This is a genomic window from Collinsella sp. CLA-ER-H6 (assembly GCF_040092305.1).
Lineage (GTDB): Bacteria > Actinomycetota > Coriobacteriia > Coriobacteriales > Coriobacteriaceae > Collinsella.
In genome coordinates this window covers 1-25,449 of the sequence record NZ_JBBNLS010000024.1, presented here as the reverse complement: position 1 = coordinate 25,449, position 25,449 = coordinate 1, and the positions used below count along the sequence as shown (strand labels likewise).

At 62.1% G+C, this 25,449-nt stretch carries 15 protein-coding genes; 5 read left to right on the top strand and 10 right to left on the bottom strand.

What is annotated here, in order from left to right; translation table 11 throughout:
- Nucleotides 1-85: 85 nt before the first annotated feature.
- Nucleotides 86-1,363, top strand: coding sequence for a tRNA 2-thiouridine(34) synthase MnmA (gene mnmA, locus AAAX77_RS09380; RefSeq protein WP_349105992.1), 1,278 nt, complete (start codon nucleotides 86-88; stop codon nucleotides 1,361-1,363).
- A 136-nt stretch (nucleotides 1,364-1,499) separates the two neighbouring features.
- On the opposite strand, the gene AAAX77_RS09375 is transcribed toward mnmA, so the two are convergent.
- The 3 genes from AAAX77_RS09375 to AAAX77_RS09365 all read right to left on the bottom strand — a co-directional run bounded on the left by AAAX77_RS09375 (nucleotide 1,500) and on the right by AAAX77_RS09365 (nucleotide 4,832).
- The gene (locus AAAX77_RS09375; protein ID WP_349105999.1) at nucleotides 1,500-2,519 is read right to left on the bottom strand and encodes a M42 family metallopeptidase; all 1,020 of its coding nucleotides are present in this window, start codon (nucleotides 2,517-2,519) and stop codon (nucleotides 1,500-1,502) included.
- A 265-nt stretch (nucleotides 2,520-2,784) separates the two neighbouring features.
- Entirely contained in the window at nucleotides 2,785-3,951 is a 1,167-nt protein-coding gene (fucO, locus tag AAAX77_RS09370) for a lactaldehyde reductase (protein WP_349105990.1), read from the bottom strand.
- A gap of 164 nt (nucleotides 3,952-4,115) precedes the next feature.
- Nucleotides 4,116-4,832, bottom strand: a complete 717-nt coding sequence (locus AAAX77_RS09365; protein WP_055310199.1) for a YoaK family protein — start codon at nucleotides 4,830-4,832, stop codon at nucleotides 4,116-4,118.
- Between the two features lie 253 nt (nucleotides 4,833-5,085).
- Here AAAX77_RS09365 and AAAX77_RS09360 point away from each other — a divergent pair, with 253 nt between their 5' ends.
- Complete coding sequence (locus AAAX77_RS09360; RefSeq protein WP_349105989.1) at nucleotides 5,086-7,233, top strand: YgiQ family radical SAM protein; 2,148 nt, start codon at nucleotides 5,086-5,088, stop codon at nucleotides 7,231-7,233.
- Here AAAX77_RS09360 and AAAX77_RS09355 read toward each other — a convergent pair.
- The 7 genes from AAAX77_RS09355 to AAAX77_RS09325 form a co-directional block, all read right to left on the bottom strand.
- Entirely contained in the window at nucleotides 7,230-8,141 is a 912-nt protein-coding gene (locus AAAX77_RS09355; RefSeq protein ID WP_349105987.1) for a type II CAAX endopeptidase family protein, read from the bottom strand. The two genes, AAAX77_RS09360 and AAAX77_RS09355, sit on opposite strands and share 4 nt — an antisense overlap.
- An 88-nt stretch (nucleotides 8,142-8,229) precedes the next feature.
- Nucleotides 8,230-8,433: a hypothetical protein gene (locus AAAX77_RS09350; RefSeq protein WP_055252556.1), complete on the bottom strand. Its 204-nt coding sequence runs from the start codon at nucleotides 8,431-8,433 to the stop codon at nucleotides 8,230-8,232.
- A gap of 215 nt (nucleotides 8,434-8,648) precedes the next feature.
- Nucleotides 8,649-10,028: an ATP-binding cassette domain-containing protein gene (locus AAAX77_RS09345; protein ID WP_147332633.1), complete on the bottom strand. Its 1,380-nt coding sequence runs from the start codon at nucleotides 10,026-10,028 to the stop codon at nucleotides 8,649-8,651.
- Between the two features lie 3 nt (nucleotides 10,029-10,031).
- Nucleotides 10,032-11,087 (bottom strand): ABC transporter substrate-binding protein, encoded by a 1,056-nt coding sequence (locus AAAX77_RS09340; RefSeq protein ID WP_349105997.1) that lies wholly within the window; start codon nucleotides 11,085-11,087, stop codon nucleotides 10,032-10,034.
- 2 nt (nucleotides 11,088-11,089) lie between these two features.
- The gene (locus AAAX77_RS09335) at nucleotides 11,090-12,844 is read right to left on the bottom strand and encodes a [FeFe] hydrogenase, group A (RefSeq protein ID WP_349105995.1); all 1,755 of its coding nucleotides are present in this window, start codon (nucleotides 12,842-12,844) and stop codon (nucleotides 11,090-11,092) included.
- Nucleotides 12,845-12,894: 50 nt separating this feature from the next.
- Complete coding sequence (locus AAAX77_RS09330; RefSeq protein ID WP_349105984.1) at nucleotides 12,895-14,727, bottom strand: NAD(P)-binding protein; 1,833 nt, start codon at nucleotides 14,725-14,727, stop codon at nucleotides 12,895-12,897.
- Between the two features lie 510 nt (nucleotides 14,728-15,237).
- Nucleotides 15,238-17,487 (bottom strand): DEAD/DEAH box helicase, encoded by a 2,250-nt coding sequence (locus tag AAAX77_RS09325; protein ID WP_349105983.1) that lies wholly within the window; start codon nucleotides 17,485-17,487, stop codon nucleotides 15,238-15,240.
- A gap of 588 nt (nucleotides 17,488-18,075) precedes the next feature.
- Between AAAX77_RS09325 and AAAX77_RS09320 the strand changes: the two genes are divergently transcribed.
- From AAAX77_RS09320 to AAAX77_RS09310, 3 genes are all read left to right on the top strand, one after another.
- Nucleotides 18,076-19,038: an FHA domain-containing protein gene (locus AAAX77_RS09320; protein ID WP_349105981.1), complete on the top strand. Its 963-nt coding sequence runs from the start codon at nucleotides 18,076-18,078 to the stop codon at nucleotides 19,036-19,038.
- 171 nt (nucleotides 19,039-19,209) lie between these two features.
- Complete coding sequence (locus tag AAAX77_RS09315; RefSeq protein WP_349105978.1) at nucleotides 19,210-21,294, top strand: DUF6273 domain-containing protein; 2,085 nt, start codon at nucleotides 19,210-19,212, stop codon at nucleotides 21,292-21,294.
- 401 nt (nucleotides 21,295-21,695) lie between these two features.
- A complete protein-coding gene (locus tag AAAX77_RS09310; RefSeq protein ID WP_349105976.1) occupies nucleotides 21,696-25,031 on the top strand; it encodes a CAP domain-containing protein in 3,336 nt (1,111 codons plus the stop codon).
- Nucleotides 25,032-25,449 lie beyond the last annotated feature (418 nt).

Below are 25,449 nucleotides of genomic sequence, written 5' to 3'. Positions count from 1 at the left end.
CGGACATGCCGTCCTCCGATCTCCCGGGGCCGGCCGGTCCGGCCCTCAGGGTATCGGGTTCCCACATTCATCCGCACATGTGCGGATGAATGTGGGAGGTGTTCGGATGAAGTTGATAATCAAGGTCTCTTCTGGCAGCCTGAGCTCATCCCAACAGGGTGTCCCACAGGACGCCCGAACTTGCTACAATGTCTGCGGCGCGGAACCAGCCTCCCGCGCCGCTTTTCTTTTTTGGCCACATGCCACCAAGGAGAACCTCCCCATGCACAACAAGCGCGTGCTCGTCGCCATGAGCGGCGGCGTCGATTCCAGCGTGACCGCGTATCTGCTCAAAAGTCAGGGTTACGAATGTGTCGGTGCCACCATGCGCCTCACCTGTCCCGCGCCCGATCCCGCCACGGGCATGAGTAAGGTCGACCGCGACATCGCCGATGCGAAGGCCGTCGCCGAGCGTCTGGGGATACCCCACCATGTGCTCGACTTGCAGCAGACCTTCGACCACAGCGTTATCGAGCGTTTTGTGAACGCCTACCAGGAGGGGCTGACGCCCAACCCGTGCATCATCTGCAACCGCCACATTAAGTTTGGCGCGTTGCTCGATGCGGCGCTGGACATGGGCTGCGACTACATCGCAACGGGACATTACGCCAAAACGAGCCAGGCGCCCGACGGCACCTGGCAGCTGCATCGCGGCGAGGACCCCAAAAAGGACCAGAGTTACTTTTTGTATTCGCTCACGCAAGAGCGCCTGGCACGCACAATCTTTCCGCTGGCAGGCCTGGACAAGGAGCGCGACGTGCGCCGCATTGCCGCCGAGCAGGACTTCATCAACGCCAAGAAGGCCGAAAGCGAGGATATTTGCTTTATTCCAGACGGTGACTACGCGGGCTATATCGAGCGCCGCTGCGGACATGCCGCTGCACCGGGCGACATCGTATGGCGCGACGGCAGCGTGGTCGGGCGCCACAACGGCGCACTGCGCTATACCATCGGCCAGCGCAAGGGTTTGGGCGTAGCGATGGCGCATCCCGTATACGTGACAGGCGTCGACGCCGTCAACAACACCGTGCATCTGGGTGAGGCCGAGGACCTGACCGCCGCGGCGCTCACGGCCGATGAGTGGATCTGGAGCGCGCCGGACGCGCGCATGGAGGCCGAGCTGGATGCCGGCGGCATTCGCGTAGACGCCAAGTACCGCTACCGTCAGAAAGACCAGGCAGCGACCCTTACGCGCGGCGCAGACAGGCAAATGCTGCTAACTTTTAACGAGCCCCAGCGAGCCATCGCCCCCGGCCAGGCAGTCGTCGTCTACCGCGGCGACGTCGTCCTCGGCGGCGGCACGGTGACCGGCGCACTTAAGTAGCCCCATCCCCTTCATAAATTGCGGTGAAATAGGGACTGTTTAAGCGTTTAAAACCGCCAAACAGTCCCTATTTCACCGCAACTTAGAGAGGACGGCCTCGGTCGGTACTGCCGTATCAGCCGAGGCCGCTGCATCGCTAGCGCTGTACGTAGGCGCGGACGAGCTCGAAGGTGTTGCGCACGCCGTCCATGTGGCTACGCTCGTAGTTGTGGCTCGCATACACGCCGGGGCCGATCAGACCATGGCGAATGTCGTAGCCGGCAGAGAGCGTGGCTTCGACGTCCGAACCGTAATGCGGATACACGTCGATAGCGTAATCGAGCTCAAGCTCGCGCGCGATATTGGACAGCGCCGTCACCAGGTCGTAGTTGTACGGACCGCCCGAATCCTTGGCGCAGATCGACACCATGTGCTCGGTGCAGCCTAGGTCGTCGCCCACGCAGCCCATGTCAACGCTGATCATCTCACGCGTGTCGGCCGGCACGAAGGCGCCGCCGTGGCCCACCTCCTCGTACACGGTAAAGAGCAGCGAAACCTTACGCGAAAGCGTCACCTCGCCAGCGGCGACGGCACGCGCCAAGCCCAACAAAATGGCGGCCGATAGCTTGTCATCCAGGAAGCGGCTCTTAATGTAGCCGCTCTCCGTCACCGTCGTGCGAGGATCCATAGCGATGATGTCGCCGGTCTGAATACCCAGCTCGAGCACATCGTCCTTGCTGTCGACGTTCTCGTCGAGCAAGATCTCCATGTTCTTCTCGATGGTCTTGACCGGCTCGTCGGCCACGTGCGCCGAAGGCTCGGTGTTAAGAACCACGCCCGTGTAGACATTGCCGTCGCGCGTGTAGACGGTGCAGTTCTCGCCATCGGCCGTAGACCACTGATGCCCACCGAGCGTCGTGGGGCGCAGGCGGCCATTGTCCTTAATGGAACGCACCATGGCGCCTAGGGTATCGACATGGCTCGCCAGTACGAGCGGCTCGCCCTCGCCGCCAAGCTCAACGAGCACGTTACCCTTATTAGAACGCTCAGGCCCAAACCCCATATCGCGCAGGGTCTCCATCAGATAATCAGTCGCCGCACGGGTATAGCCGGTAGGCGAAGCAATCGAGGTAAGCGCCTTCAACTGGTCAGTAATATAGGAGAGCGTAGAATCCATCTGGGACACCAAAGTCACCCTTTCATATCGAATTAAACTCACAGCAACAATACCACCGCGAACCATCTTTTTACCTATCGAGATGACCCATCGAGCTCCCCAGAACTGCGCCCGCCACGATAACGAGCCGCGGGCCCCTGCCCGTTAGCCCCACAATCTTTCCGCAGGACGGAGGAAGCCCCCGCCGCACGAAGTGCGCAGCGGGGGCTTCCGACATGTCCGAGGACGATTGTGGGGCTAACGGGCAGGGGCCCGCCGAACCAAGTTAGGCAGCCGGGCAGATCTTCTTGAAGAGCTCGATGACGTCGTCGAGCGTTGCCTCGCGCGGGTTACCCGGGAAGCAGGCGTCGGCCATGGCGTCCTTAGCCAGGACCTCGATCTCGTCAGCCTTCATGGCCTCGCAGACGTGCGGGATGTTCACGTCGGCGGAAAGCTGCTTGACGGCGGCGATGGCGGCGTCGGCGGCCTCGTCAGTGCTCATGCCCGTGGTGTCAACGCCCATGGCGATGGCGACCTTGGCCAGGCGCTCGGCGCAAACCGGCTTGTTGAACTCCATGGCAATCGGCAGCAGCATGGCGCAGGCGACGCCGTGCGGGGTGTCGTAGTGAGCGGACAGGGTGTGAGCCATGGCGTGGTCGATGCCCAGGCCAACGTTGGAGAAGCCCATGCCGGCGACATACTGGCCAAGAGCCATGCCCTCGCGGCCGGAGCCGGGCTGACCGGACTTGGCCTCGGCGACGGAGTCGCGCAAGTTCTCGCTGATCAGCTTAATAGCCTCAAAGTGGAACATGTCAGAGAGCTCCCAAGCGCCCTTGGTGGTGTAGCCCTCGATGGCGTGGGTCAGAGCGTCCATACCGGTGGAGGCGGTCAGGCCGGCGGGCATGGAAGCCATCATGTCGGGGTCGACGACGGCGACCTCGGGGGCGTCGTTGGTGTCGACGCACACGAACTTGCGGACCTTCTCGGGGTCGGTGATGACGTAGTTGATGGTCACCTCGGCGGCGGTACCGGCGGTCGTCGGCACGGCGATGGTGAACACGGCGTGGTTCTTAGTGGGAGCAACGCCCTCGAGGCTGCGGACATCGGCGAACTCGGGGTTGTTGATGATGATGCCGATGGCCTTGGCGGTGTCCATGGAGGAGCCACCACCGATGGTCACGATAGCGTCAGCATCGGCGGCCTTGAAGGCCTCGACGCCGTCCTTGACGTTCTGGATGGTGGGGTTGGGCTTAATCTCGGAGTAGAGGCTCCAAGCGATGCCGGCAGCGTCGAGCTCGTCGGTCACCTTGGCGGTAACGCCAAACTTGACCAGATCGGGGTCGGAGCAGACGAAGATCTTCTTGTAGCCGCGACGCTGGAGCTCGCCGGGGATCTCCTTAATGGCGCCGGAACCATGATAAGAGATGGTATTGAGAACGAAACGATTAGCCATTGATAGCCTCCCATCGTGTGCGGGGCACCCATTACGCCCCACGCTATGAGTCCCATCCTAACGCTTTTGAAACAAAAAACGCGTGAGAACGTCAAACTATTTAAAGCGTTTCAACAGATGATGAAAAAAATGCGGCGAAGGGACAGCCCCTTTGCCGCATTCGGTTACTTTCGGCAGCCCTCTTTCCAAGCCTCGGCCGCAACCTTCCAGCGTAAGCGCAAGTCGCGCTCGCGGTCGATAAACATGATGGCAAACGCGACAAACAGCAGCAAGCTCGCCACGACGATGGCATGCAGGCCCATGCGCTCAATGCACCAGTTGCCCAACACGGCGCCAAACACAAAGGTAAAGATCACGCCAAAGTACAGCAGGCCGTTTTCCAAAAAGCCGCGCCTGTGGGTGATGATGTAATCGTCCACGTTTTGCAGCGCGTTGCGCAAGTTGCCGATGCACATGGTCGTAGCGATGCCGTGACCGTGAATCTTGCGGAAGCTCTCGACCTGCATGCCGCAGGCAAACGAGGTGAGGCAGTTGGCGAGCAGGTTGAAATTGCCGCCCGGGATAAAGCTCACTCCCAACAAGATAACGGCTTCAAAAAACACCGTCACCTGACGCCAGTGGATCACGCTGCCAAAACGCTCGTGTACCAGGTCGGCAAGCATAATGCCCACAGCAAACGAAACCACAGGGAAGAAGTAGCGCCCCGCAAGTGCCCAATTGCCCTCCGAGATGCTCACGCCCACGAGCAGGATGTTGCCCGTCTGCGCGTTGGCGAAAACATGGTCGCGCCCAATGTACGAATAAACGTCCATAAAGCCACCGGCAAGCGCCAAGATGATGCCCAGCTCAATAGACTCCGATATCTGTTTGGCACGCTGCATCGCCGTGCATCCTCCTTGTTGACGACCCTCTCGTGCGTTGGCGGAAACATAACCGCCGTTCATACTGTAACCCATTGACAACATGGCGTGCGCGCGAGACGGGTTCTCCAACGCGCAGATACACAGTCTGGAAACAAACGACTGGCTCAGCGACGCTCTCACTCACCAGCTCATGTACTCCACCAGTCTTTTTAGCGCCGTCCCAAAAAGACTGGTTACAATTACGTGCAGCATACAGACACCGGGAGGGATCGTGGCAAAAAAGCCTCAGCACGCTCAGAACAGCCAACGCGGACAGCAGGGCAAACAGGGCCAGCAGCAAAAGCGCGGCGGCAAGGCGCAGGCCACGGTCGCCCGCACCAAGCATTCCCAAGCGACGCCCGTCCGTCCTTGGCGTCCAGGCCGCGATAAGTTCCTCCCCGTCAGCCGCGCCGACATGGATGCGCGCGGCTGGGACCAGTGCGACTTCGTCTATATCTGCGGTGATGCCTACGTGGACCATCCGAGCTTTGGCATGGCTATCATCAGCCGCGTACTCGACGCGCACGGTTACAAAGTGGGCATCATCTGCCAGCCCGACTGGACCGACCCCGCCAGCATCACTGCGCTCGGCGAGCCGCGCCTGGGGTTTCTCGTCAGTGCCGGCAACATGGACTCCATGGTCAACCACTATTCGGTGACCAAGCACCGCCGCCACACCGACGCCTATACCCCCGGCGGCGAGGAAGGTCACCGCCCCAACCGTGCCGTCACGGTCTACGGCAATCTCATCCGTCAGACGTTCAAGGACGCCCCCATCATCATCGGCGGCATCGAGGCAAGCCTGCGCCGACTGGCCCACTACGACTACTGGCAGGATAAGCTCAAGCGCTCGGTGCTGCTCGACTCGGGCGCCGACATCCTCATCTACGGCATGGGCGAGCACGCGATTGTCGAGATCGCCGACGCGCTCGACGCGGGGCTGCCCGTCGATCAGATCACCTATATCAACGGCACCGTCTACCGCACCAGCTCGCTCGACGAGGTCTACGACTACGACTTGCTGCCCAGCTGGGACGACCTTGCCGCCGACAAGCTCAATTACGCGCGCAGCTTTAACGTACAGCAGCAGAACATGGACCCCATCACCGGGCATCGTCTGGTAGAGCCCTACCCCAACAGCGTCTATGTGGTGCAGAACCCACCGTCGGCCACGCTCACCACCGACGAGATGGACGAGGTGGCCGAACTCCCCTACGCACGCGACTGGCATCCCGACTACGACGCGGCAGGCGGCGTGCCAGCCTTTGCCGAGATCAAGTTTTCCATTAGCTCCAACCGCGGTTGTTTTGGCGAGTGTTCGTTTTGCGCCCTCACCTTCCACCAGGGCCGCGTGTTGCAGATGCGCAGCCACGACTCGATCATGCGCGAGGCCGAGCTGCTCACACGCGATCCCGAGTTTAAGGGCTACATCAACGACGTAGGCGGACCGACGGCCAACTTTAGCCGTCCCGCCTGCGACAAGCAGCTCAAGCACGGCGTGTGCAAGAACAAGCGCTGCCTATGGCCGAGCGTGTGCAAGAACATGGTGGTCGACGAGAGCGGCTACACGCAGCTGCTGCGCGACCTACGCCAGCTGCCGGGCGTCAAGAAGGTCTTCGTCCGCAGCGGCATCCGTTTTGACTACACTATGGCCGATGCCTCGGACGAGTTTTTGCGCGAGCTGCTGGAGCACCATGTCTCGGGCCAGCTACGCGTGGCGCCCGAGCATGTGAGCGACGCGGTGCTCTCCGTGATGGGCAAGCCGAGCCGCGCCGTCTACGATGCGTTCTGTCGCAAATTTGAGCGCCTGAACCGCGAGTACGGACTCAAGCAGTACGTGGTGCCGTATCTGATCTCGAGCCACCCCGGCTCGACGATGAAGGAAGCCGTGGACCTTGCCGAGGCCGTGCGCGACATGGGCTACATGCCCGAGCAGGTGCAGGACTTCTACCCTACGCCGTCCACCATGTCGACCTGCATGTACTACACCGGCGTGGACCCGCGCACCATGGAGCCGATCTACGTGGCGCGCGACCCGCACGAGAAGGCTATGCAACGCGCGCTCATCCAGTATCGCAAGCCCGAGAACTACAAGCTGGTACGTGAGGCGCTGGAGAAGGCCGGCCGCCGCGATCTGATCGGCTACACCAAGCATTGCCTGATCCGTCCCGTGCCGCCGCGACCGGGCGAGACGTCTGCTGGCGGCGGACATGGCGCCGGCAATAAGGGCGGCAAGGCCCACGGTGGCGCTGGCGGCGCCGGCAAGGAGCCTAAGGGCAGCAAGGGTCACGGCGGCATGTCGCGCGCGCAGAACACTGCCGGCCGCAACCGCGCGGCCCAGGGACGGCAGGGCGCCAACGGAGGCGGCAGGCGCAACTAAGGCAGCGGTGCCGTCGCTATGTCCGTCTCGCATGCGTGGCGCAGTGAGCGCATCGCCTCCACGAGGATGATGCCGGCGATGGCAACCGTGACCGCCACGTCGAGCGGCGTGTTCACAAACCAGAGCATCGTCATGAGATACGACCCGGCATTAAAGGCAAAGTGCAGCAGGATCGTGTAGCGGAGCTTTCCGGTGGTCACGAGCACCCAACCAAAAATGAGGGCGGCGGCGCCCGCATAGCAGCCCTGCACCCAGTTCATGTGCATAAAGCCGAAGACCGCCGCCTGCAGTACGATTGCCGCGGCGACGCCCCAGGTACTCGGGGCCGCCCAGGGCACTATGGCGCCGTCCTGCGCGTTCGCGCGGCGCCGGCGCTTCCAGAGCGAACGGCACTGTGGATTAAACGCACGCAGCGAAAACTCAAAGATGATGCCGCGCACCAGCAGTTCCTCGCAAAACGGCGCGCCGAGCACCGTGGTCAGGACGGCAAGAAGGCTGGTATCGCCCATGCCCGTTTCCTCGACGAGCTCGCTATAGTCTGCCGCGACCTCGGGCAGCAGCGACAGCACGCCGTCGCATAGGTAGCTAATGACCACCTGCATGGATAGGCCGATCACGACAACGCAGACAATGCGCTTCCATGCCGCGCTTGCTCCCCCACCGAGCGGGCGCTCGCCTTGCCGGCGCGCCATGAAGGAGCGGGGCCACAGATAACGCCACCACAGCAGCGCCATCAAAAATGACGCCGTCTGAGCGGCAGCCTGGAACCATTGGATATCGAGATTGTCGATCGGATAGCCCGTCAGCACCGACACGGCATCGAGAACTGAAAACAGAACCACGCTCAGGGCTATATCGGCAGCGACAACGCCAAAACAGGCAAGCGCCCACGCCATCGCATTGAGCATGCCAACCTCCTCAAAACCCGGCACTTAGGGACGTTCCTTAACTGCCGGCAGAAAAAGAACGTCCCCAAGTGCCGGCAGTTTGGAACAGTCATTGTTGATGAGAATCGGGCGCAGCGCCAAAGGCCCCGTTGGGCGAAATGTCGAACGGGAAGGTGCCACAGCGATTGAAAGCGGCGATGAACATGCGGATGGCGTTGGACGGCGTGGTGCCCACGAGCTGGGTTGCCGCCGCGAAGGCCGCCTTTTCCTCGGGCAAAACCTTCGCGACAACCGGGGTCATGTGTTCTGCCATGGCGCTTCCTTCTTGAAACGACGGTGGTGCGGATGGATGCGGGCCACGCGGCTGGGCGACGGGCTGTGAAGGCAACCCGATTGGCCCGCATCTGGAGTTTGTTCTACGGCGTTGGTATTACTTGGTATTCCTAAGTATTACCCCGTAGATAGAATACCATACCCGACCCCATGGGGACGGAGAAAAAACGGATCAATTTGTTGCTGGGTAAGTCTTTAGAGCGTGATGATGTCCGAGATATTGAGGGCCCGAGCGTCAGCGGAATCGTGCGTGGCAAGCAACAGCATACGGCCGTCGAGCAAGTCGAGCACGACCTCGGTGCATGCGTCGCGCGCAGCGATGTCTAGACCGGTAAAGGGCTCGTCCAGAATCACTGCGCCGCCCGGACACAGCAGGGCTCGGGCAATCTCGACACGACGGCGCTGCCCGCCCGAGAGCTCGGCCACGCGGGCATGCACATCGATCCCCGGTACCAGCAGGCGCAACAAGGCAGCGGCACTCGAGGTATTCACGCGCGCATCGGCGCACACTAGCACGTTATCCAAAGCAGAGGCGTCCTCGACCAGGCGCACATCCTGAAACACCATGGAGCACGGTGCGCACTCCCCCGCCACCAGCGCAAGCAACGTCGACTTGCCCACGCCCGAAGCGCCCATCACACAGGTGCGTCCACCGGCGGGCACATGAAGCACCAGTCCGTCGAGCGCCGGCGACCAGGGCGCCCGGTCGCCCACGGCGAGCGCAAGCTCCGCAGCAGCCCCGCCGCCAGCAGAGCCGCACGCACGCCCGCGGCCACCGCGCCCATGCGCCCGCACGGCAGTACGCCACGCCACGGGCCCCGAAGCCCGCAGCAACCACACCAGCACGCGCTCGCATGCCCACGATGCCGCCACGACCAGCACGGTCCACGCCAGCAGGTCCGCCGTCTCGATCAAAAGCTTCGCCTGATAGATGCGTTCGCCCACGGTGCCCGTCGCCATGCCGATGAGCTCCGCCGCCACGCCGGCCTTCCAGCTCATGCCGATCACGGCACGCGCACACGAAAGCACAAACGGCAGGACCTCGCGCCAGGTATGGGCGCAAAACAGACGCCAACCCTGCACGCCATGCAGACGAAACATCTGCTCCAGCGGCTGATCAACCTGTGCCAAGCCCTCGACCAGCGAAAAATACACTCCCGGCAGCGCCATCAAAAAGACCGCCGCAATGCTTACGCGCGCCGACCCCAGCCAAATGAGCAGCAGGACCACCACGCAGGCAACCGGCGTCGCCTTAACAAACGAAAGCGCCGGAGCCACCAAGCGGGCAAACGCCCGCGAGCGCGACGAAATTCCGGCCAGCAAACCACCGCACACCGCGGCAAGCGCCAAACCGCCTAGAATCCGCGCACCCGAGCCCGCCAGAATCGCCCACGTGCCGGCATCGCATACCAGCCGCAGCAACGCCACCACAACAGCACCCGGACCCGGCAAAATCAGCGGCTGTGCCACCAGCGCCGCCACGAAGACCCACACGGCAAGCCAAAAGGCGGCAACGGCACCTGCTGCCGCCACCGCCTTCATACGCTCTATCATTTGTCGAGCAAACGCACGCACGGGTTACTCCATGTAGTAGAAATCATCAGCCGGGAGCTTGCTGCCCACGGCGCTCGCGTCCGCATCGGCCAGCACCTTCAGGTACCCACCGAGCGCGGCCTTCATATCCTTCCCTGTCTGGCAGACAAGCATGCACCCGGGAATCGCCTTTTCGGCAATCGTGGCGTTATCCACGATGCCCGCATCGACCACGGCCTGCGCCCAGTCCGCCGGCGCCGCGTTCACGGCCTCAACGCTCGCAACATGGCAGCTCAGGAATTCCGCCACGGCCTCGGGATGCTCCTCGGCAAAGGCACGGCGCACCACGGTCACACCCGTCAGCAAGCGCGAGCCCGTGTCTCCTGCCAGCTCGTCCCACACATCGGTCAGGCTCACCGGTGCCGACAGCTTGCCCTCGCTCTTGGCGATGGCCGCCGTCTTGAACGGCTCGGGTAGCACGCCCACGGCAGTCGGGTCGGCAAGCAGAGCCGAGAGCACCTCGGTAGGCTCGCTCTTAAACTCGAGCGCCACCTGACCGGCCAAGCCCGCGCGCTCCAGCAGGTAGTTCATGACGTACTCCGGCGTGGTGCCCTTGCCCGTCATATAGACGGTATGGCCCGCCAGATCGCCAAACGAGGCCACACTCGCGTCGCCCGTCACCACGTTCAGCACGCCCAGCGTGTTGATGTCGATGACCTGCACCGCGCCCTCGGTCTTGTTGTAGAGCACGCTCGCCACGTTGGCGGGCACCAGGGCGATATCGATATCGCCCTGAATGACCTTGGGCACAATCTCGTCGGCGGCAGTGTTGATCGCAAAGTCGAACTCATTGTCCGTCTCGCCATCGGCTGCCTGGTCCATAAACTGCACCAGACCGATCGACGTCGGACCCTTGAGCGAGGCGACGTGCACCTCGACCGGCTCTGCGGCAGCACCGGCGCCGTCCGTGGCAACCGAGCCCGCGGCGGACCCGGCACCGGCAGCCCCGCCGCCACAGCCCGCGAGCGCAAGTGACAGGGCGCCCGCGGCGAACGCCGAGGCAAACCCCCGGCGCGACATCTCAACATCAAACGCGCGCATCGCTAGCACGTCCCCTCGTTAGGCATCGTCCATGCGTGATGGTCGGTATGCAGCAGCTCCTCGGCCAGTGGCGAGAGCGGCTCGCCTAAGAACTCGCGGTAGCACGCCTGGACATCGGGATTCTCGTGCGAGAAGCGAATCTCGGCGTTCGCATCCAGGCCCCACAGCACCTGGCCGCGCTCGGCTGCCAGCTCGCAGCCGTCGTGGATGGGCTGACCGCCGCCACCGACGCAGCCGCCCGGGCATGCCATAACCTCGACGAAGTCATAGCTCACACGACCGTCGCGAATCGCGTCGAGCAGGCGGGCGGCGTTGCCCAGCCCGTGCGCCACGGCGACGCGCACCTTGGTGCCATCGATATCGGCAACGGCTTCCTTCCAGCCATCCAGGCCACGCGCGTCGGTAAAGAAGTCCGCATCGGGGTTCTTGTCCGTCACCAGGTAATAGGTCGAGCGCACGGCGGCCTCCATCACGCCGCCCGTGGCGCCAAAGATCACGCCCGCGCCCGTGCCAAAGCCCAGCGGCGTATCGAGCGGCTCCTCGACCAGCGTGTCCACGCTCACGTGACTCGCGCGGATCACGCGCACCATCTCGCGCACCGTCAGCGCAACGTCTACGTCGGGCGCGCCGCCCGCGCCCACCATGCTCGGCAGCGCACACTCGGCCTTCTTGGCCGTGCACGGCATCACGGACACCACAAACAGGCGCTCGGGCTCCACGCCCAGCACCTTGGCGTAGTAGGTCTTGGCAATAGCGCCGAACATCTGCTGCGGCGACTTGGACGTGGACAGGCTGTCGACAAACTCCGGATAGCGCGCCTTCACAAAGCGCACCCAGCCCGGGCAGCAGCTCGTAAACATGGGCCAGCCGCGGCTATCGCCCTCACCCTTGACGGCGGCGCCCAGGCGCTCGAGCAGCTCGGAGCCCTCCTCCATAATGGTGAGGTCGGCCGAGAAATCGGTATCGAACACGTACTCAAAGCCCACGCGGCGCAGTGCGCAAGCCAGGCGCTCAACGGTAGCCTCCTCGCGCGGAATACCGAGCTCCTCGCCCCAGGCGCTACGCACGGCCGGCGCAATCTGCACCAGCACGATCTTGTCGGGATCGGCGAGCGCGTCAAATACGGTCTCGGTATCGTCACGCTCGCGCAGAGCGCCCGTCGGGCAATGCGTGATGCACTGACCGCACGCGACGCAATCGGTCTTGCCGATCGGCGCGCGTCCGCGGGTACCCACGGCGGTATGTGTGGCGCGGTTGGTCAGGTCCCAGATCCCTAGGCCCTGCATGCTCTCGCACACCTTGATGCAGCGCATGCATTTAATGCACTTGTCGTTTTCGCGGATGATGGGAAAATCGAAATCCCAGCCCTCGCCCGCCAAATGCCTTTGATACGGCAGATAGAAAATGCCCAGGTCGTTGGCGATGGTCTGCAGGTTGCAGTTGCCGCTGCGCACGCAGCTCGTGCACTGCGAATCGTGCTGGGACAGCAGCAGCTGCACGTTGGTGCGACGCGCCTCGCGGGCCTTGGGGCTGTTGGTGTGGACCACCATGCCGTCGAGCACGTAGTTGTTGCAGGCGGCAACCAGCTGATCGCAGCCCTCGACCTCGACCACGCACACACGGCAGCCGCCGATCTCGTTTAGATCGCGCAGGTAGCACAGGGTGGGAATCTGGATGCCGACGGACTTGGCCGCGTCCAGGATCGTGGTGTGCTCGGGTACCACGACCTCGCAATTATCGATAGTGAGCTTGACCATATTGTGCGCTCCGTTTTCGGTGTTATTGCTGACGGTGGTTTTGTTGGGCTCTACCATTCCAGGTTCCTCCCTCCGCGGAACGCGCCAAAGCCAAAGTGATCGCAGCGCAGGCAGCGGCTCGCCTCCTGGCGCGCCTCCTGCTCGGTGAGACCCTGCTCGACCAGATTCCAATCGTGAATACGCTCGCCGGCTTCGCGCTCGCCCAGCTCGCAGCGGCCGCACTCATGCTTGCCCTTAAACTGGACGGTCGGCAGCTCCACGTCGAGCTTGATCTTGTGGTCGAAGCCCAGGTAGTGGTCGATGTTTGCCGACGCCACGCGGCCGGCATTGATAGCGCGGATGACGGTGGCGGGGCCGGTCTGGCAGTCGCCGCCGCTAAAGAGGCCATCGAAGTTGGGCACGGCGCCGTCCGAATCGGTGACGATGCAGCCCCACTTGCAGGCAATGCCCATCTCCTCAAACGGCTTGGAATCGATGTCTTGGCCGATGGCGACGAACACGTGCTCGCAGGGGATGACGCGCTCGGGCGTGGCGGCGGCACGCGGAGCCGGACGACCGCGGCGGGGCTCACCGATAATCTGCGGCTGCACGCGCAGGCCGTTCACGCGACCGTCCTCGCCCGTCTCGATGGCGAGCGGGGCCGTCAGCTCCAGCACCTCGCAGCCCTCGGCCTGGGCACCGGCGATCTCGGCATCCTGGGCCGTCATATCGCAGATGCGACGGCGGTAGACGATGCTTACCTTTTCGGCACCGCAGCGCACGGCAGAGCGTGCCACGTCCATGGCAACGTTGCCGCCGCCGATGACGCACACGCGCTGGCCGCTCAGGTTGGGCAGCTCGTCATCGCCGATGGCGCGCAGCATCTTGACGGCCGATTCCACGCCGGGCGCTTCTTCGCCCGGAAGGCCGAGCTTCTTGTCGCTGTGGGCACCGATGGCCAGGTAGGCGGCATCGAACTCGTCGCGCAGACGGGCGAGCTCCTCGCCGTTCACGGAATGGTCGAGTTCCACGTCGATGCCGGCGCTCAAAATCCAGTCGATCTCGGCCTGCAGGCGCTCGCGCGGCAGACGATAGCTGGGAATTCCGTAGCGCAGCATGCCGCCCAGGTGGTGGCGCTGCTCAAAAATGGTCACCTTGTGGCCCATCACGGCCAGGTAGTAGGCACAGGAAAGGCCGGCCGGGCCGCCGCCGATCACGGCGACGCGCTTACCGGTGTTGTCCACTACATGCGGTTTGTGGTCGTTGAGGTCGCTGTGCTCAACGGCAAACCGCTTGAGGGCGAGGATGTTCATGGGATCGTCGACCATGCCGCGGCGGCAGTGCATCTCGCAGGGATGCTCGCACACCAGGCCGCAGACGAGCGGCAGCGGGTTGTTCTTGCGGATGACCTTAACGGCATCGGCATAGCGGCCGGCCTCGACCAGCGAAATGTAACCGGGAATGTCGACGTGCGCAGGACAGCCCGAGACGCACGGGACGCGGGCCTCGCGGTCAAAGCCGCAGGAGTGCTCGCGGATGTGGTGCTCAAAGTCGTCGCGGAAGCCGCGAATGGCCGTGAGTGCCATGGCGCCAGCTTCGTAGCCAATGGCGCAGTCGCTCGAAAGGTAGATGGTGCGGGCCGTGCGCTCAATCAGGTTGAGCGTGGACTCATCGGCGCGCCCTTCGAGCACATCGGCGAGCAGGTCGCTCAGAGCGCTCAGGCCCACGCGGCAGGGCGTGCACTTGCCGCAGCTCTGGGTGGAGCACAGGTTGACGAGCGCTGCCGTAAACTCAACGGGACACGGGGCGAGCGAACTCACCGCCAGACGACGTCCGAGCGCATCGTGCAGATCGTCCATGACGGCCTGAGCGTGGCTGCGTTCCATTACATGCAGTCGAGCCATAAGATCCCCTCTCACATGGCAGCCCGAAGGCGAAGCCGAGCGAAGTTGCTACACGCAACACACTGACCTATAAAGTTGTTTGGCAGCAACACGGTTCGGCAGGCGGTATGAAACGTCGTCCCCAGCGGTGAAAAAGAACATTACCGCAGATAAATGCCATATTTGATAAAACGCGTTACCAAATAGCAATAGCCCATGTGGGCAAATAACGCCTTACTATTTTTCCTATCTGATCCGTTTTCCTCCGTCCCCAAGGGGTCATGTGATCCGAAGGGGACGAAGGAAACCGGATCATTTTTGGTACAAAGGAGTCAGGCCGCCTTGCACCAATCATGAGTTGCGGTGAAATAGGGACTGAAAAGCCGCTCAAAAGGCCAAAACAGTCCGTATTCCACCGCAACTTCAAGACGTTGGTGCATATGAACCTGTCCCCCTTACACCAAAAAGGGCTCCGAGCAAAAACATGCCCGGAGCCCTCTGGTCGCCTCGACTTAGAGCGCGACGCGTATGTTACTTGCGCTTGCCGCCGCCGTCACCGGGGCGACGGGAGCTGCCGCCGCGCTTGCCGCTACGGCTGTTGCCATAGCTGCCACGGTTATCGCGACCGCCGGCACGGCCGCCACGGGAGCCGGCCTGGTTGCCGCCACGACCACCACGATAGCCGCCACGACGCTCCTCGCGGGTATCGTCGTAGTTGCGCCAGTCATCGCGACGATCGCGGCTGGCACGCGGGTCACGACGATCGCGCGACTCGTTAGAACGACCAGCGCCGCCGCGGCCGCCATTGCCGCGAGCACCCTCGCGACGCTCGCCGCCGCGGCCACCGCGCTCATCAAAGCGCTTGCCGCCACGGGACTCACCGCCACGGGCAGCACGCTCACCACGACCCTCGCCGCCGCGACGCTCATCACGGCCGCCGCGCTCGTCATCGCGACCGGAACGACGACGGTCGCCCGCACCACGCTTGCCGCCACGCGAGCCACGGCCCTCGTCCTCGCGCTCAACACGGCGACGACCGCCGCGGTCCTCGTCCTCGCGGCGACGGCGATGCGCCTCGCCCTGGAACTGCTTGGCACGACGCTCGGCACGGTTGCCACGCGGGGCCTGCTTGACGGCGTCAGCACCGCCGCGCTCCTCGGCAGCCACCTCGCGGGCCACGCTCTCCACAGCCTCGTCCACGCGAGCCTGAACGCCCTCGCGCACGCGGGTCTTGCCGCCGCGCTTGGGACGGCTCGGACGCTCGCCGTCGCCGCGACGCTCGTCGCGACCGCGGTTGGAACGACCGGCCACATCGCCGTAGTCATCGCCGTTGCGCTTGCCGTCGCGACGCGCCTGCTCAAGCTTCTTCTTGCTCTTGGACTTGCCGCGCTTGGTCTTCTTCTTCACCTTAAAAGCGGCAGGATCGCGCTCGGGGTCAACGGCGGGCGGGTTGGGACCCACGTGCAGGTCGCCGGCCTCGTAGATGTCGGCGGTCTTGTCCATGAGCTTCTCGATCTCGTAGAACTCATCGACATCCTGCTCGGTCACAAACGTGATGGCCCAGCCCAGCTCGCCGGCGCGGCCCGTGCGGCCAATGCGGTGGATGTAGTCGGTCGGCTCGGCCGGCACGTCAAAGTTCACGACGTAGCGCACGTCGCTAATGTCGATGCCGCGGGCAAGCACGTCGGTTGCCACCAGCACGTCAACGGTACCGTCGCGGAAGGCCGAAAGGGCACGCTCGCGCTGGGCCTGACTGCGGTTGCCGTGAATCGCGGCGGCCTTGATGCCCTTGCGCTCCAGACGACGGCAGCAGCTGTCGGCGCGGTGCTTGGTGCGCATAAAGACGATGGTGCGCTCCGGGCCCTCCTTTTTGAGGAACTCGGGCAGCAGGTTGTTCTTAGCCTCGATGGACACCGGGAACACAAACTGATCGACGGTGTCGGCGGTCGACGTGGCGGGTGCGATCTCAACGCGAGCCGGGTCGCTCACCAGGTCGGTGATCTCACCCACGGCTTCCTCGTCGAGGGTCGCCGAGAACAGCAGCGTCTGACGCTCGGCCGGCGTCTCGCGCACAATGCGCCGGACGGCGGGCAAAAAGCCCATGTCGAGCATACGGTCGGCCTCGTCGAGCACCAGGACCTTAACCTCGTCCAGGTGGCAGGCGCCCTGCTCGATCAGATCGACCAGACGGCCCGGCGTTGCGACCAGGATGTCGCAGCCGTACTTAAGTGCCGCGGTCTGCGGCTTGTAGCTCACGCCGCCCACGACGGTCACGGCGACATGGCCGGTGACGTCGGCGATTTTGCTTGCGACCTCGTCGATTTGCTGGGCAAGCTCGCGCGTAGGGGTGATGACGAGCATCACGGGGCCGCGACCGTTGCCCTCGGGCTTTTTAGCACCGCGACGACGGTTGCGGCCGCCGCGCTCGCGCACGGGTTTGGGAGGAGCGATGTGCTCCAGATTGTTCATGGTCGGCAGCAAAAAGGCGGCCGTCTTGCCGGTGCCGGTCTGAGCGGCGGCAAGCAGGTCGCGGCCCTCGAGCACCACGGGGATGGAGCCGGCCTGCACGGGCGTCGGCGCCGTGTAGCCCAGGTTCTCGATAGCACGAAGCATCTCGTCGGAAAGCCCCAGCTCGTCAAAGGCGGGCAGGCTCTCGGTAGCGGACTCGACGGCCTGGGCAGCATTGGCCTCATCGGCGGCATCGAAGGCAGCCTGGGTCATGGCCTCGCGGGCCTCGTCCAGAATCTCGGCGTCCGTAACGTCGGAGACAGAATTACGCATATGTTGTTGTTCCTTATCTGCACGCGCAATGGGCACGGCATGCGGCCGCGCGGGCGTGCTTGGTAGTGCGCTAATACATACAAAAACAGGTGCGCACAGAGAGGACGTTGCTCAGCACGCTGGCGATCGCTTTGGCAGCCCTATCACGCGCCGTCCAGACGCAGCAGCTCTAAGCGATGGAGCAGATTCGCCGCCGGTTAGTATACCCGTACTCCGTATGCCCCCACGTAAACCACAGATGACGAGGCGGACGCGGCGGGTCCGGCTGATTGTCTCGGTCTGTAACATCTACAGGGCAAATCTTCCTCTACGTGTTACAGATCGAGACAAACGGTCGACACGGCTCACAAACGTCTCAAGCTGTAACAGTTACCGAGTAAAATCGGTCCTAATTGTTATAGATCAAGACAGAGGGGGATTTCCGTCCAGTCCAAACCAAATCTCTCAGTCTTCCTGCAACTTCGCACACGTGACCTATAATGTTGCTTTGGTTACGCTATATATTGCGCGGCCATTTAATACGTCGCCCACCGGGGGCCATTAATTCCTATCGCCATATTGGCTAGGAAGCAATCAAAGGAGGTATCCGTGGCAGCAGAGACGCCTTGCTCGGTCCTCTATAACGATATTCGCTCGTTCGGCGGTCTTAAACATCTCGAGATCGCCCGAATGCTTATCAATGGAAACTCTTATCTCGGCAGTACCCTGCTCGAGAAGTGCTCTTCCAACCGCTCGTATCTCACCCGTTACATCGTCCATCGCAAGCCTGACCAGTGCGCGCCCTCCATCTACAGCGACTTTACCGTCACCACGCTCAACCTTTCCTCGGCAATCTGCAGCAAGCTCGGCGGCGGCGAGTCCGCCTATCGGGCAATCGCCGAGCACTATCGCGGTCCGGCCGCCAACGAAATGATGTCGGCTCTCACCAGCTACAAGCTGGACAGCCGCCTATATGCAAATGCCCTCAATCGCATCGACAACTTTGACGGCAATGCCGTGCGCGAGAAAAGCACGCTTTACCTTATGCTCTTTGTGGCAACGGGGGCGCTCGCCGATCCCGTTCAGGGCGTGGCCACCGTCGAGCGCTTTTGCGACAGCAAGACGGGTGGGCACTTTGGCACCACCGAAACTACCGTCGGACGTAGCTTTATGGGCAGCTTGGAGCAGCCGCGCGCCGTCGCCCCCAACCTCGGTCTGCTCAGGACGCATGCCGACAACTGCGTCGACATGCAAATCCATCCCCTCACACGCGATCCGCGCGGCACCGTGATTGGTTCTTTGCCCAAAACCTCGCCCAGCATCACCGATGTGGGCGCCGACGCATCGCGCGAACATCTTCGCATTTGGCTTGAGGGTGAGCACTGGTACGCCCAGGGCCTTGGATCGACCAACGGCACGGTGCTCGAATCGGGTGCAGGCGACGGCGATATCGTAATCGAGCCGCCCCGCGACCAACGAGAGCCCGGCAAAGTCTATCCCCCGGTGGAAATCGAAAACAGTGACAGGCTCCATCTGGGTCTCTACACGACATTCCTTGTCATTGTGGACTAGCGCGGACGGCGATCGAAAGACGGTCGCCGTCCGTCTTTCGTCTTCTACCTTCTGCGTCGTAAACGACAATGCTCAGCGGTATACGTGGGCAGTGCGGCTATCATGGTACTTTACCGATATCCGCACTGCTCGCGTAAACGTGCGGCAACCCATGCCAGACAAAGGAACGCCATGGATACTACCGATAGTGCCTATGGCGACAAACTCATCCGTCTTGACACGTTCGACACCGCCGTGGCGGTCGACCCCAGTGCCGAGGACGACGCCAAGCGTCGGTTTATGACGCTTATTCTCCAGACGGCCCACCGCAACAACGGCAACATCGGGTACGTGCTGCGCGCGACCAACGCGAGCGGCGAGGTCTTTGCCGTCAAGCTACTCAAGGACAACGCCATCCTTTCCGGCCAAGCCCCCGACCGCTCCGCCGAGCAATCGGCCGCTCACTTGGCCAACACCGCCGCGCTATTCGAGGAGTACCGTCATCTGTATACCGTCTCGCACCTGCGCGGATTTCCGCGCGTCTATGGCTACGGATCGTGCGAGGATAACCCGCTCATCCTCATGGAGTGGGTCGAGGGCACCTCGCTCAAGCAGGCGCTGCCCCTGCTTCCGCACGACGCCTCGGGCGGGCTGACCACCCAGATGGTCGCCGCCGTCGGAAACGCCGTGCTTCGTGCGCTCTTGATGACCCAAGGCCTCGTGAATCCGGTCATCCATCGCGACCTGTCGCCTGCCAATATCATGTTCCGCACCACCAGCCGAACGCTCGAGCAGCAGATTGCTGATTGTTCCTTTGACCCCTGCCTCATCGACATGGGCTCCGCGACCATGGCTCTCGGCGACGACACGATCACCCGGCGCGCCGACATCTGGCGCTTTGCCACGCCCGCATACGCCGCGCCCGAGATGCTCACGCAGGATATCGAAGGCATCGCGGCCCTTCGCCGTTCGCCGGCAATCGACGTCTATGCGCTTTCGAGCATTCTGTACCAGCTCTACAGCGGTCGAAAACCGTTTGACTTTGAGTCGACGGACGCCGCTGCAACCGGCTCGTTCTATCTCGTAAAGACCAAGACCAAGCCGGCACCGCTCGAGCCGCGCTGCGAGGGCGATGAAGCGCTCGTCCAGATCATCATGAAGGGTCTCTCAGTCGAGCAGTGCGATCGTCCCACCGAGCAGCAGATGCTCGAGGTGCTCTCGGCATACCTCACCGATGCCGAATCCGAGGGCCGCGAAGGCGCGGGCAGTGACGCCGTAATCGACATCGACTCCGGTACACACCTTAAGGTCGACGTCGCCGGCGAGCGAGCGCGAGAGATTCTAGAGCAGGCCCGGCACGATGCCATGACCCGCCGCCGCTTTATTATCGGTGGCGTTGTCGCAGCCGTTGCGGGGCTCAGCGTCATTGGGGCGGCAACCCATGGCTTTGGCATCCCCGACTACCTGGACGGCATCCGCGGTTCACTTGATGACTACACCTGGGATCAGCTGCAGGAGATTTCGCTCAAGATTAAGGCCGCCGAGACCCGTAGCGAGGCACGCGAGATTGCAAAGCGCTACCATCTGCTCGATGCCGATGGGCACATCCCCTATCCGTGCACCAAGCGCGTGAGGCTCACCAACGGGCTGCACGTCGGCGCGCAGCTTGTGGGCATCCGTCACGACGAGCTTCTGGACGGGACGGGCAAGGCCGGACTGACGTTTATGTTCGACGCGGGTATTGCCGAGCGCAACGCTGCGGCTGAACCGCCGAGCGCCGGCTGGGCAGATTGCGAGCTGCGGGAATGGCTCGACGGCGACGGCCTTAAGCTGCTGCCCAACGAGTTGCGCGCACTCATCAAATCTGTCAAAAAGATCTCGAATAACGTTGGCGCCGCCAGAAGCGCATCGTGTCTGAGCGAGTTGCCCGCAACCCTTTGGCTGCCCGCCATGGTCGAGCTGTGCGGTACGCAACCGCCCGATTCGTTTGCCAAGGGCTTTCACTACCTGGCCGACATCTATAACAGCGAGGGCAAGGAGTACCAACTCTTCCGCGAGCTCAAGGTAAGTCCGTATACCACGAACGAGATGTTGGTTCGCCAGTGGAAGGGCAAGGACACCTGTTGGTGGGAGCGCACGGTGAGCCCCGACACATCGGAGAGCGAAGGCACACTCTATATGAATCGCGTGGGACACGACGGCGACGTCTTTACGTACGCCACGCCTGCGGAAAAGCCAAACAAGCGAACCTGTGTGATCCCCGGATTCTGCATCTAGGGAGCGGGAGTCTTGCCGTGACGGGACCCCACCCCGGCAATTGTCTTGATCTGTAACACTAGCTCGGCAGATACGGGTCTAGATGTTACAGAACGAGACAAATCCCAACCCCGCGAGACAACATCTCAATCTGTAACAGTAAGGGGTCAAAAACCTCTCTAGATGTTACAGATCAAGAAATTTGAATTGACCCCGGGCAGTCTGTCCCAATCTGTAACAGTTAGAGGTCATATTTGGTGCTAGATGTTACAGATTGAGACATTAGCTTGCCGAGAACTCCACCTCATAAATGTGACTCAAATGTGTCGATGTTTCCTTGCCAATGTTGCGCAACAGAAGCCCTTTCGGCGGTCGTAACGTACGAATTGTCATAGGTACCCCTTCAACGATTGGGAGAAGAAATGGCAAAGTACGCACCTAAACACTTGGAAGTCTCAGGCGGCGACGAGCCTCGCCCCACATTCTCGGGCCACAAGGCAACACGACTCGCCGTCACCGCGGCAACCACCGTCGCTATGACTGGCTCGTCGCTGCTCGCGCCGTTCTCGGCATTTGCCAACGATGCGAGCGACACCACGGCACAGGACGCGATCATGTCCCCGCTCGCCGTCCACGCCGGCGAGGCAGCAGGCTCCGCAGTAAAGGCAAACGCCCAGAAGATTGCCGACTTGCAGGCTGCGATCGACGCCGCAAAGGCTGCCGAGGCAGACGCCAAATCCGACTACGACACGGTGGCTGCCCCCTATACCGAAAAGCAGGCGGCCCGCGACAACGCACAAAGCACCTATGACGCCTCCGTCTCCGATAATTCGCAGGCAGAGGCCGCCGCGCGCGCCGAATATGCTCGCCAGCTCGATGAAAGCGTCAAGGCGGCCGACAGCGCCAGTGCCACGCTGAAGGATGCCCGAGGAAAGCTCGATGCAGCCAAGACCGACGCCGAGGACAAGTCGAAGGTCCTTGATGCCGCAAAGCTGACGGCAGCCGACGCGCAGGCCAAGCTCGAGGCAGCCCAGAAGGCAGCCGCCAACGCAACGCCGGAGGAAATCAAGGTCGCCGAGCAGGCTGCCGCAGATGCGCAGGCCGCTCTGGACCAAGCAAAGGCTGCGAAGGCCACTGCCGATTCCGCGCTCGCCGATGCCCAGCAGGCTCAGAGCGCCGCTCAGAGCGCTTACGACGAAGCGGCAGGCACGCTGGCTTCCGCCCAGCAGGCAAAGACCGCCGCAGATGGCAAGGCGGCTGAGGCACAGGCGGCATACGACAGCGCACAAGCCGATTTGGCGGCCGCAAAGACAGGCGCCGAGGGCCCGGAGTATGACGCCGCCCAGGCAAAGGTCGATGCTACCCAAAGCGCACTCAACCAAGCGAAACAGCAGCAGGCGACTGCCGAAGCAGGCCTTTCTCAGGCAAATAGCGACGTTGAATCCAAGCAGGACGCCCTCACCGGCGCCGAAAGCGAGCTCGAAGCCAAGAAGCAGACAGTCGCAGCAGCCGAAAAAGATGTAACGGCAGCCCAGACGAAAGCCGATGCGGCGCAATCGGAGTTGACCTCGGCAAAGCAGGCACATGCTGCCGAACTGGAGAAGGCAAAGGCCGCTCAGAAACAAGTCGACCAGGCAAAAGCCGAGAAGGAGCAGGCAGACAAGGCGCTCGAAACTGCCAAGGCAAACCAGGCGGCCGCCGATCAAGCCGTTGTCGATGCACAGAAAGCATACGATACGTGCAAGGCAGCAACCGATAAGGCAACGACAGCGGAGGCGCAGAGCGTCATCGGCTTCTACCAGTTCATCGGTGCCAACGACGCTGCAAACATCATCTATAGGCAGAGCGATAAAAACCCGACGACCATTGGTGATAAAAAAGACGGCACGTCACTCGACAACGCCAAGCTTTCGTTTGGCAAGCTGCGCGAAATTAATGAATATCGCAAAAGCGTCGGCCTTAGCGAGCTTAAGGTGACGGCAGAGCAAATGGCAATCGCTCAGTCTGATTCCAATTACTCCGACGCAACGAAGGGGCACTCAGACTATGCCGGATTTGAAAATGCCGCTTGGAACTTCAGCACGAAAGAAAACATCGCGCACCAATGGGTTGATGGCGAAAAGAAAATATTTGACGATACTGCAGCGAAAGCCGGCCTTGGCAACGTTGCCCCCAAAGATGCTTGGAAGACTTTCTGGAGTCACGGTACCGAATTCGGAGCCCAAGGCGTGGGTTTTGGCAAAGTCGGCCACTATTTGAATATCGTACAGCCTGACGCCAAAACCATGGGATACGGCATCAACTCGCGCGGAACCCTTTGGCCGTATGTGTTCGTCTTGGAGATCGACAACAATTACGGTTCGTACGAGAAAGAATACTCGATCGATGAACTCGAGAATCTCTTTGATCAGTATCAGCTGAGCCTCTCCAAAGCCAGCGAAAAGCTCGCCGCCGCAAAGACGGACCTTGAGCAAAAGCGCAGCACAGCGGCATCGAAAGCCGATGCCGTAAAGGCAGCTGAAACCCTCGTCGCTCAAAAGCAGGAAGGCATTGTTGCCGCGAATAGCGACCTTGCCGCCAAGAACGACAGCGTAGCAAGTGCCGCCGCCGCTGTTGCCCTAGCAAAGCAGAATCTCGCCAAGGCAAACGGAAAAGTTGCCGAAGCCGAAGACCAGGTCAAAGCCGCCCAAAGCAACGTGGCGACCGCAGAGCAGGTCGTCAACCAGAAGCGCGCCGAGCTTAAGGCATCGCAAGAGCAAGCCGCTCAGAGTCAGAAGAAGGTTGATGACGCCAAGGCAGAGACTCTCGTAAAGCAGCAGACTCTGCAAGATGCAAAGAAGGAACTTGCCAGGTATTCAGCCGATGTTGCTGCGGCTCAGGAGAAAGCCGACGAGGCCCATCAGGCGCTTGATGAAGCCACGGCAGCCCAAACGTCTGCCCGGAGCGTTCTCGCAAAGGCGAAGCTCGACGAGGCTGCCAAGAAGCAGGCCCTCGACACCGCGAAGGACAACGCCGAGGCCAAGGCGGCGACCGCGGAGCGCGCCGCGAGCAATCTGACCACGGCGGAAAACGACCTTGCCTCGAAGAAGGCCCATGCCGACGCCCTGAGTAACGCAGCCGATAATCTTGCCACCGCCGAGGCGGCCAAGAAGGAGGCCGACGTAGCAGTTACCGAGGCCGGAGTCGCCCTTGGTGCGGCAAATGATGCCATCGCGAACGCCGAGCAGGCGGTCGAGAATTCTCAGGCCGCATCGGACGCCGCTGTCGCTACTCTCGGAAAGCTAAAGTCCATCAACGTCGAAAACGGCATTGCTACTGGCTCTGACGCAAACGCGAACGATACGCTCAATGCCCTCTTTGCCAAGTGCGTCGCCGCCAAGCAGGCAGAACATAACGCAAAGGCCGCACTTGATGCCGCTCAGGCAGACCTTGATGCTGCGACGCCCGCCTACACCGCGGCGCTCAATGCCTACAACGAGGCGAAGGCAAAACGCGTAGCCGCCGAGCAAGCCCTGAAGGACGAGATCGCCCGCCAGGAGCAAGAGGCGGCGAAGGCCGAGCAGGCCAAGATCACGCAGGCTGCCGCTAAGCCGGTTACTGGAAAGCCGTCTGCCGGCAACGCCAAGACGGCCGCCAACTCGGCACTTCCCACCACAGGCGACAATGCTGCGCTCGCCGGTGAGACGTTTGTCATCGGAGGTGTCGTGCTCGTAGCCGCCGGCGTCTTCCTAACCGACAAGAAACGTCGTCAGGAGTAGGGATTTCGGGAGGACGGCTTCTCCTCCCTCCCACTGCTTCGCAAACCCTGCTCAGCATGCGCCGGGGTGCCCATCTCGCGGGCGCCCCGGCGTTTTACGTTGTATAGCCGGGGCATCTGCTCCGAGATTGTCTCGATCTGTAACAACTAGGACCCAAATATCGGTCTTACTGTTACAGATTGAGATGTTCGGGTTACCCTCGAATGGTTTGTCTCGATCTGTAACATCTAGCAGGCAAAACAGTCCCCAGATGTTACAGATTGAGACGTTAGTTTTCGGCTGAAATGTTTGTCTGGAGTGGGTATGATGAATTGGACACCTAGTTAAGAGCGAAAGGTGTTCAAGATGACCCAAAGAAGAAAGCGATACGACAGGCAGTTCAAGGTCTCGGCGGCAAAGGTGGTCCTGTCCGGGGAAA

Bases quoted from the DNA above. Each gene is read 5' to 3' on its own strand.
- mnmA (WP_349105992.1), top strand. From the start codon at position 86: ATGAATGTGGGAGGTGTTCGGATGAAGTTGATAATCAAGGTCTCTTCT.
- AAAX77_RS09375 (WP_349105999.1), bottom strand. From the start codon at position 2,519: ATGGATTCTACGCTCTCCTATATTACTGACCAGTTGAAGGCGCTTACC.
- fucO (WP_349105990.1), bottom strand. From the start codon at position 3,951: ATGGCTAATCGTTTCGTTCTCAATACCATCTCTTATCATGGTTCCGGC.
- AAAX77_RS09365 (WP_055310199.1), bottom strand. From the start codon at position 4,832: ATGCAGCGTGCCAAACAGATATCGGAGTCTATTGAGCTGGGCATCATC.
- AAAX77_RS09355 (WP_349105987.1), bottom strand. From the start codon at position 8,141: ATGCTCAATGCGATGGCGTGGGCGCTTGCCTGTTTTGGCGTTGTCGCT.
- AAAX77_RS09350 (WP_055252556.1), bottom strand. From the start codon at position 8,433: ATGGCAGAACACATGACCCCGGTTGTCGCGAAGGTTTTGCCCGAGGAA.
- AAAX77_RS09340 (WP_349105997.1), bottom strand. From the start codon at position 11,087: ATGCGCGCGTTTGATGTTGAGATGTCGCGCCGGGGGTTTGCCTCGGCG.
- AAAX77_RS09335 (WP_349105995.1), bottom strand. From the start codon at position 12,844: ATGGTCAAGCTCACTATCGATAATTGCGAGGTCGTGGTACCCGAGCAC.
- AAAX77_RS09330 (WP_349105984.1), bottom strand. From the start codon at position 14,727: ATGGCTCGACTGCATGTAATGGAACGCAGCCACGCTCAGGCCGTCATG.
- AAAX77_RS09325 (WP_349105983.1), bottom strand. From the start codon at position 17,487: ATGCGTAATTCTGTCTCCGACGTTACGGACGCCGAGATTCTGGACGAG.
- AAAX77_RS09315 (WP_349105978.1), top strand. From the start codon at position 19,210: ATGGATACTACCGATAGTGCCTATGGCGACAAACTCATCCGTCTTGAC.
- AAAX77_RS09310 (WP_349105976.1), top strand. From the start codon at position 21,696: ATGGCAAAGTACGCACCTAAACACTTGGAAGTCTCAGGCGGCGACGAG.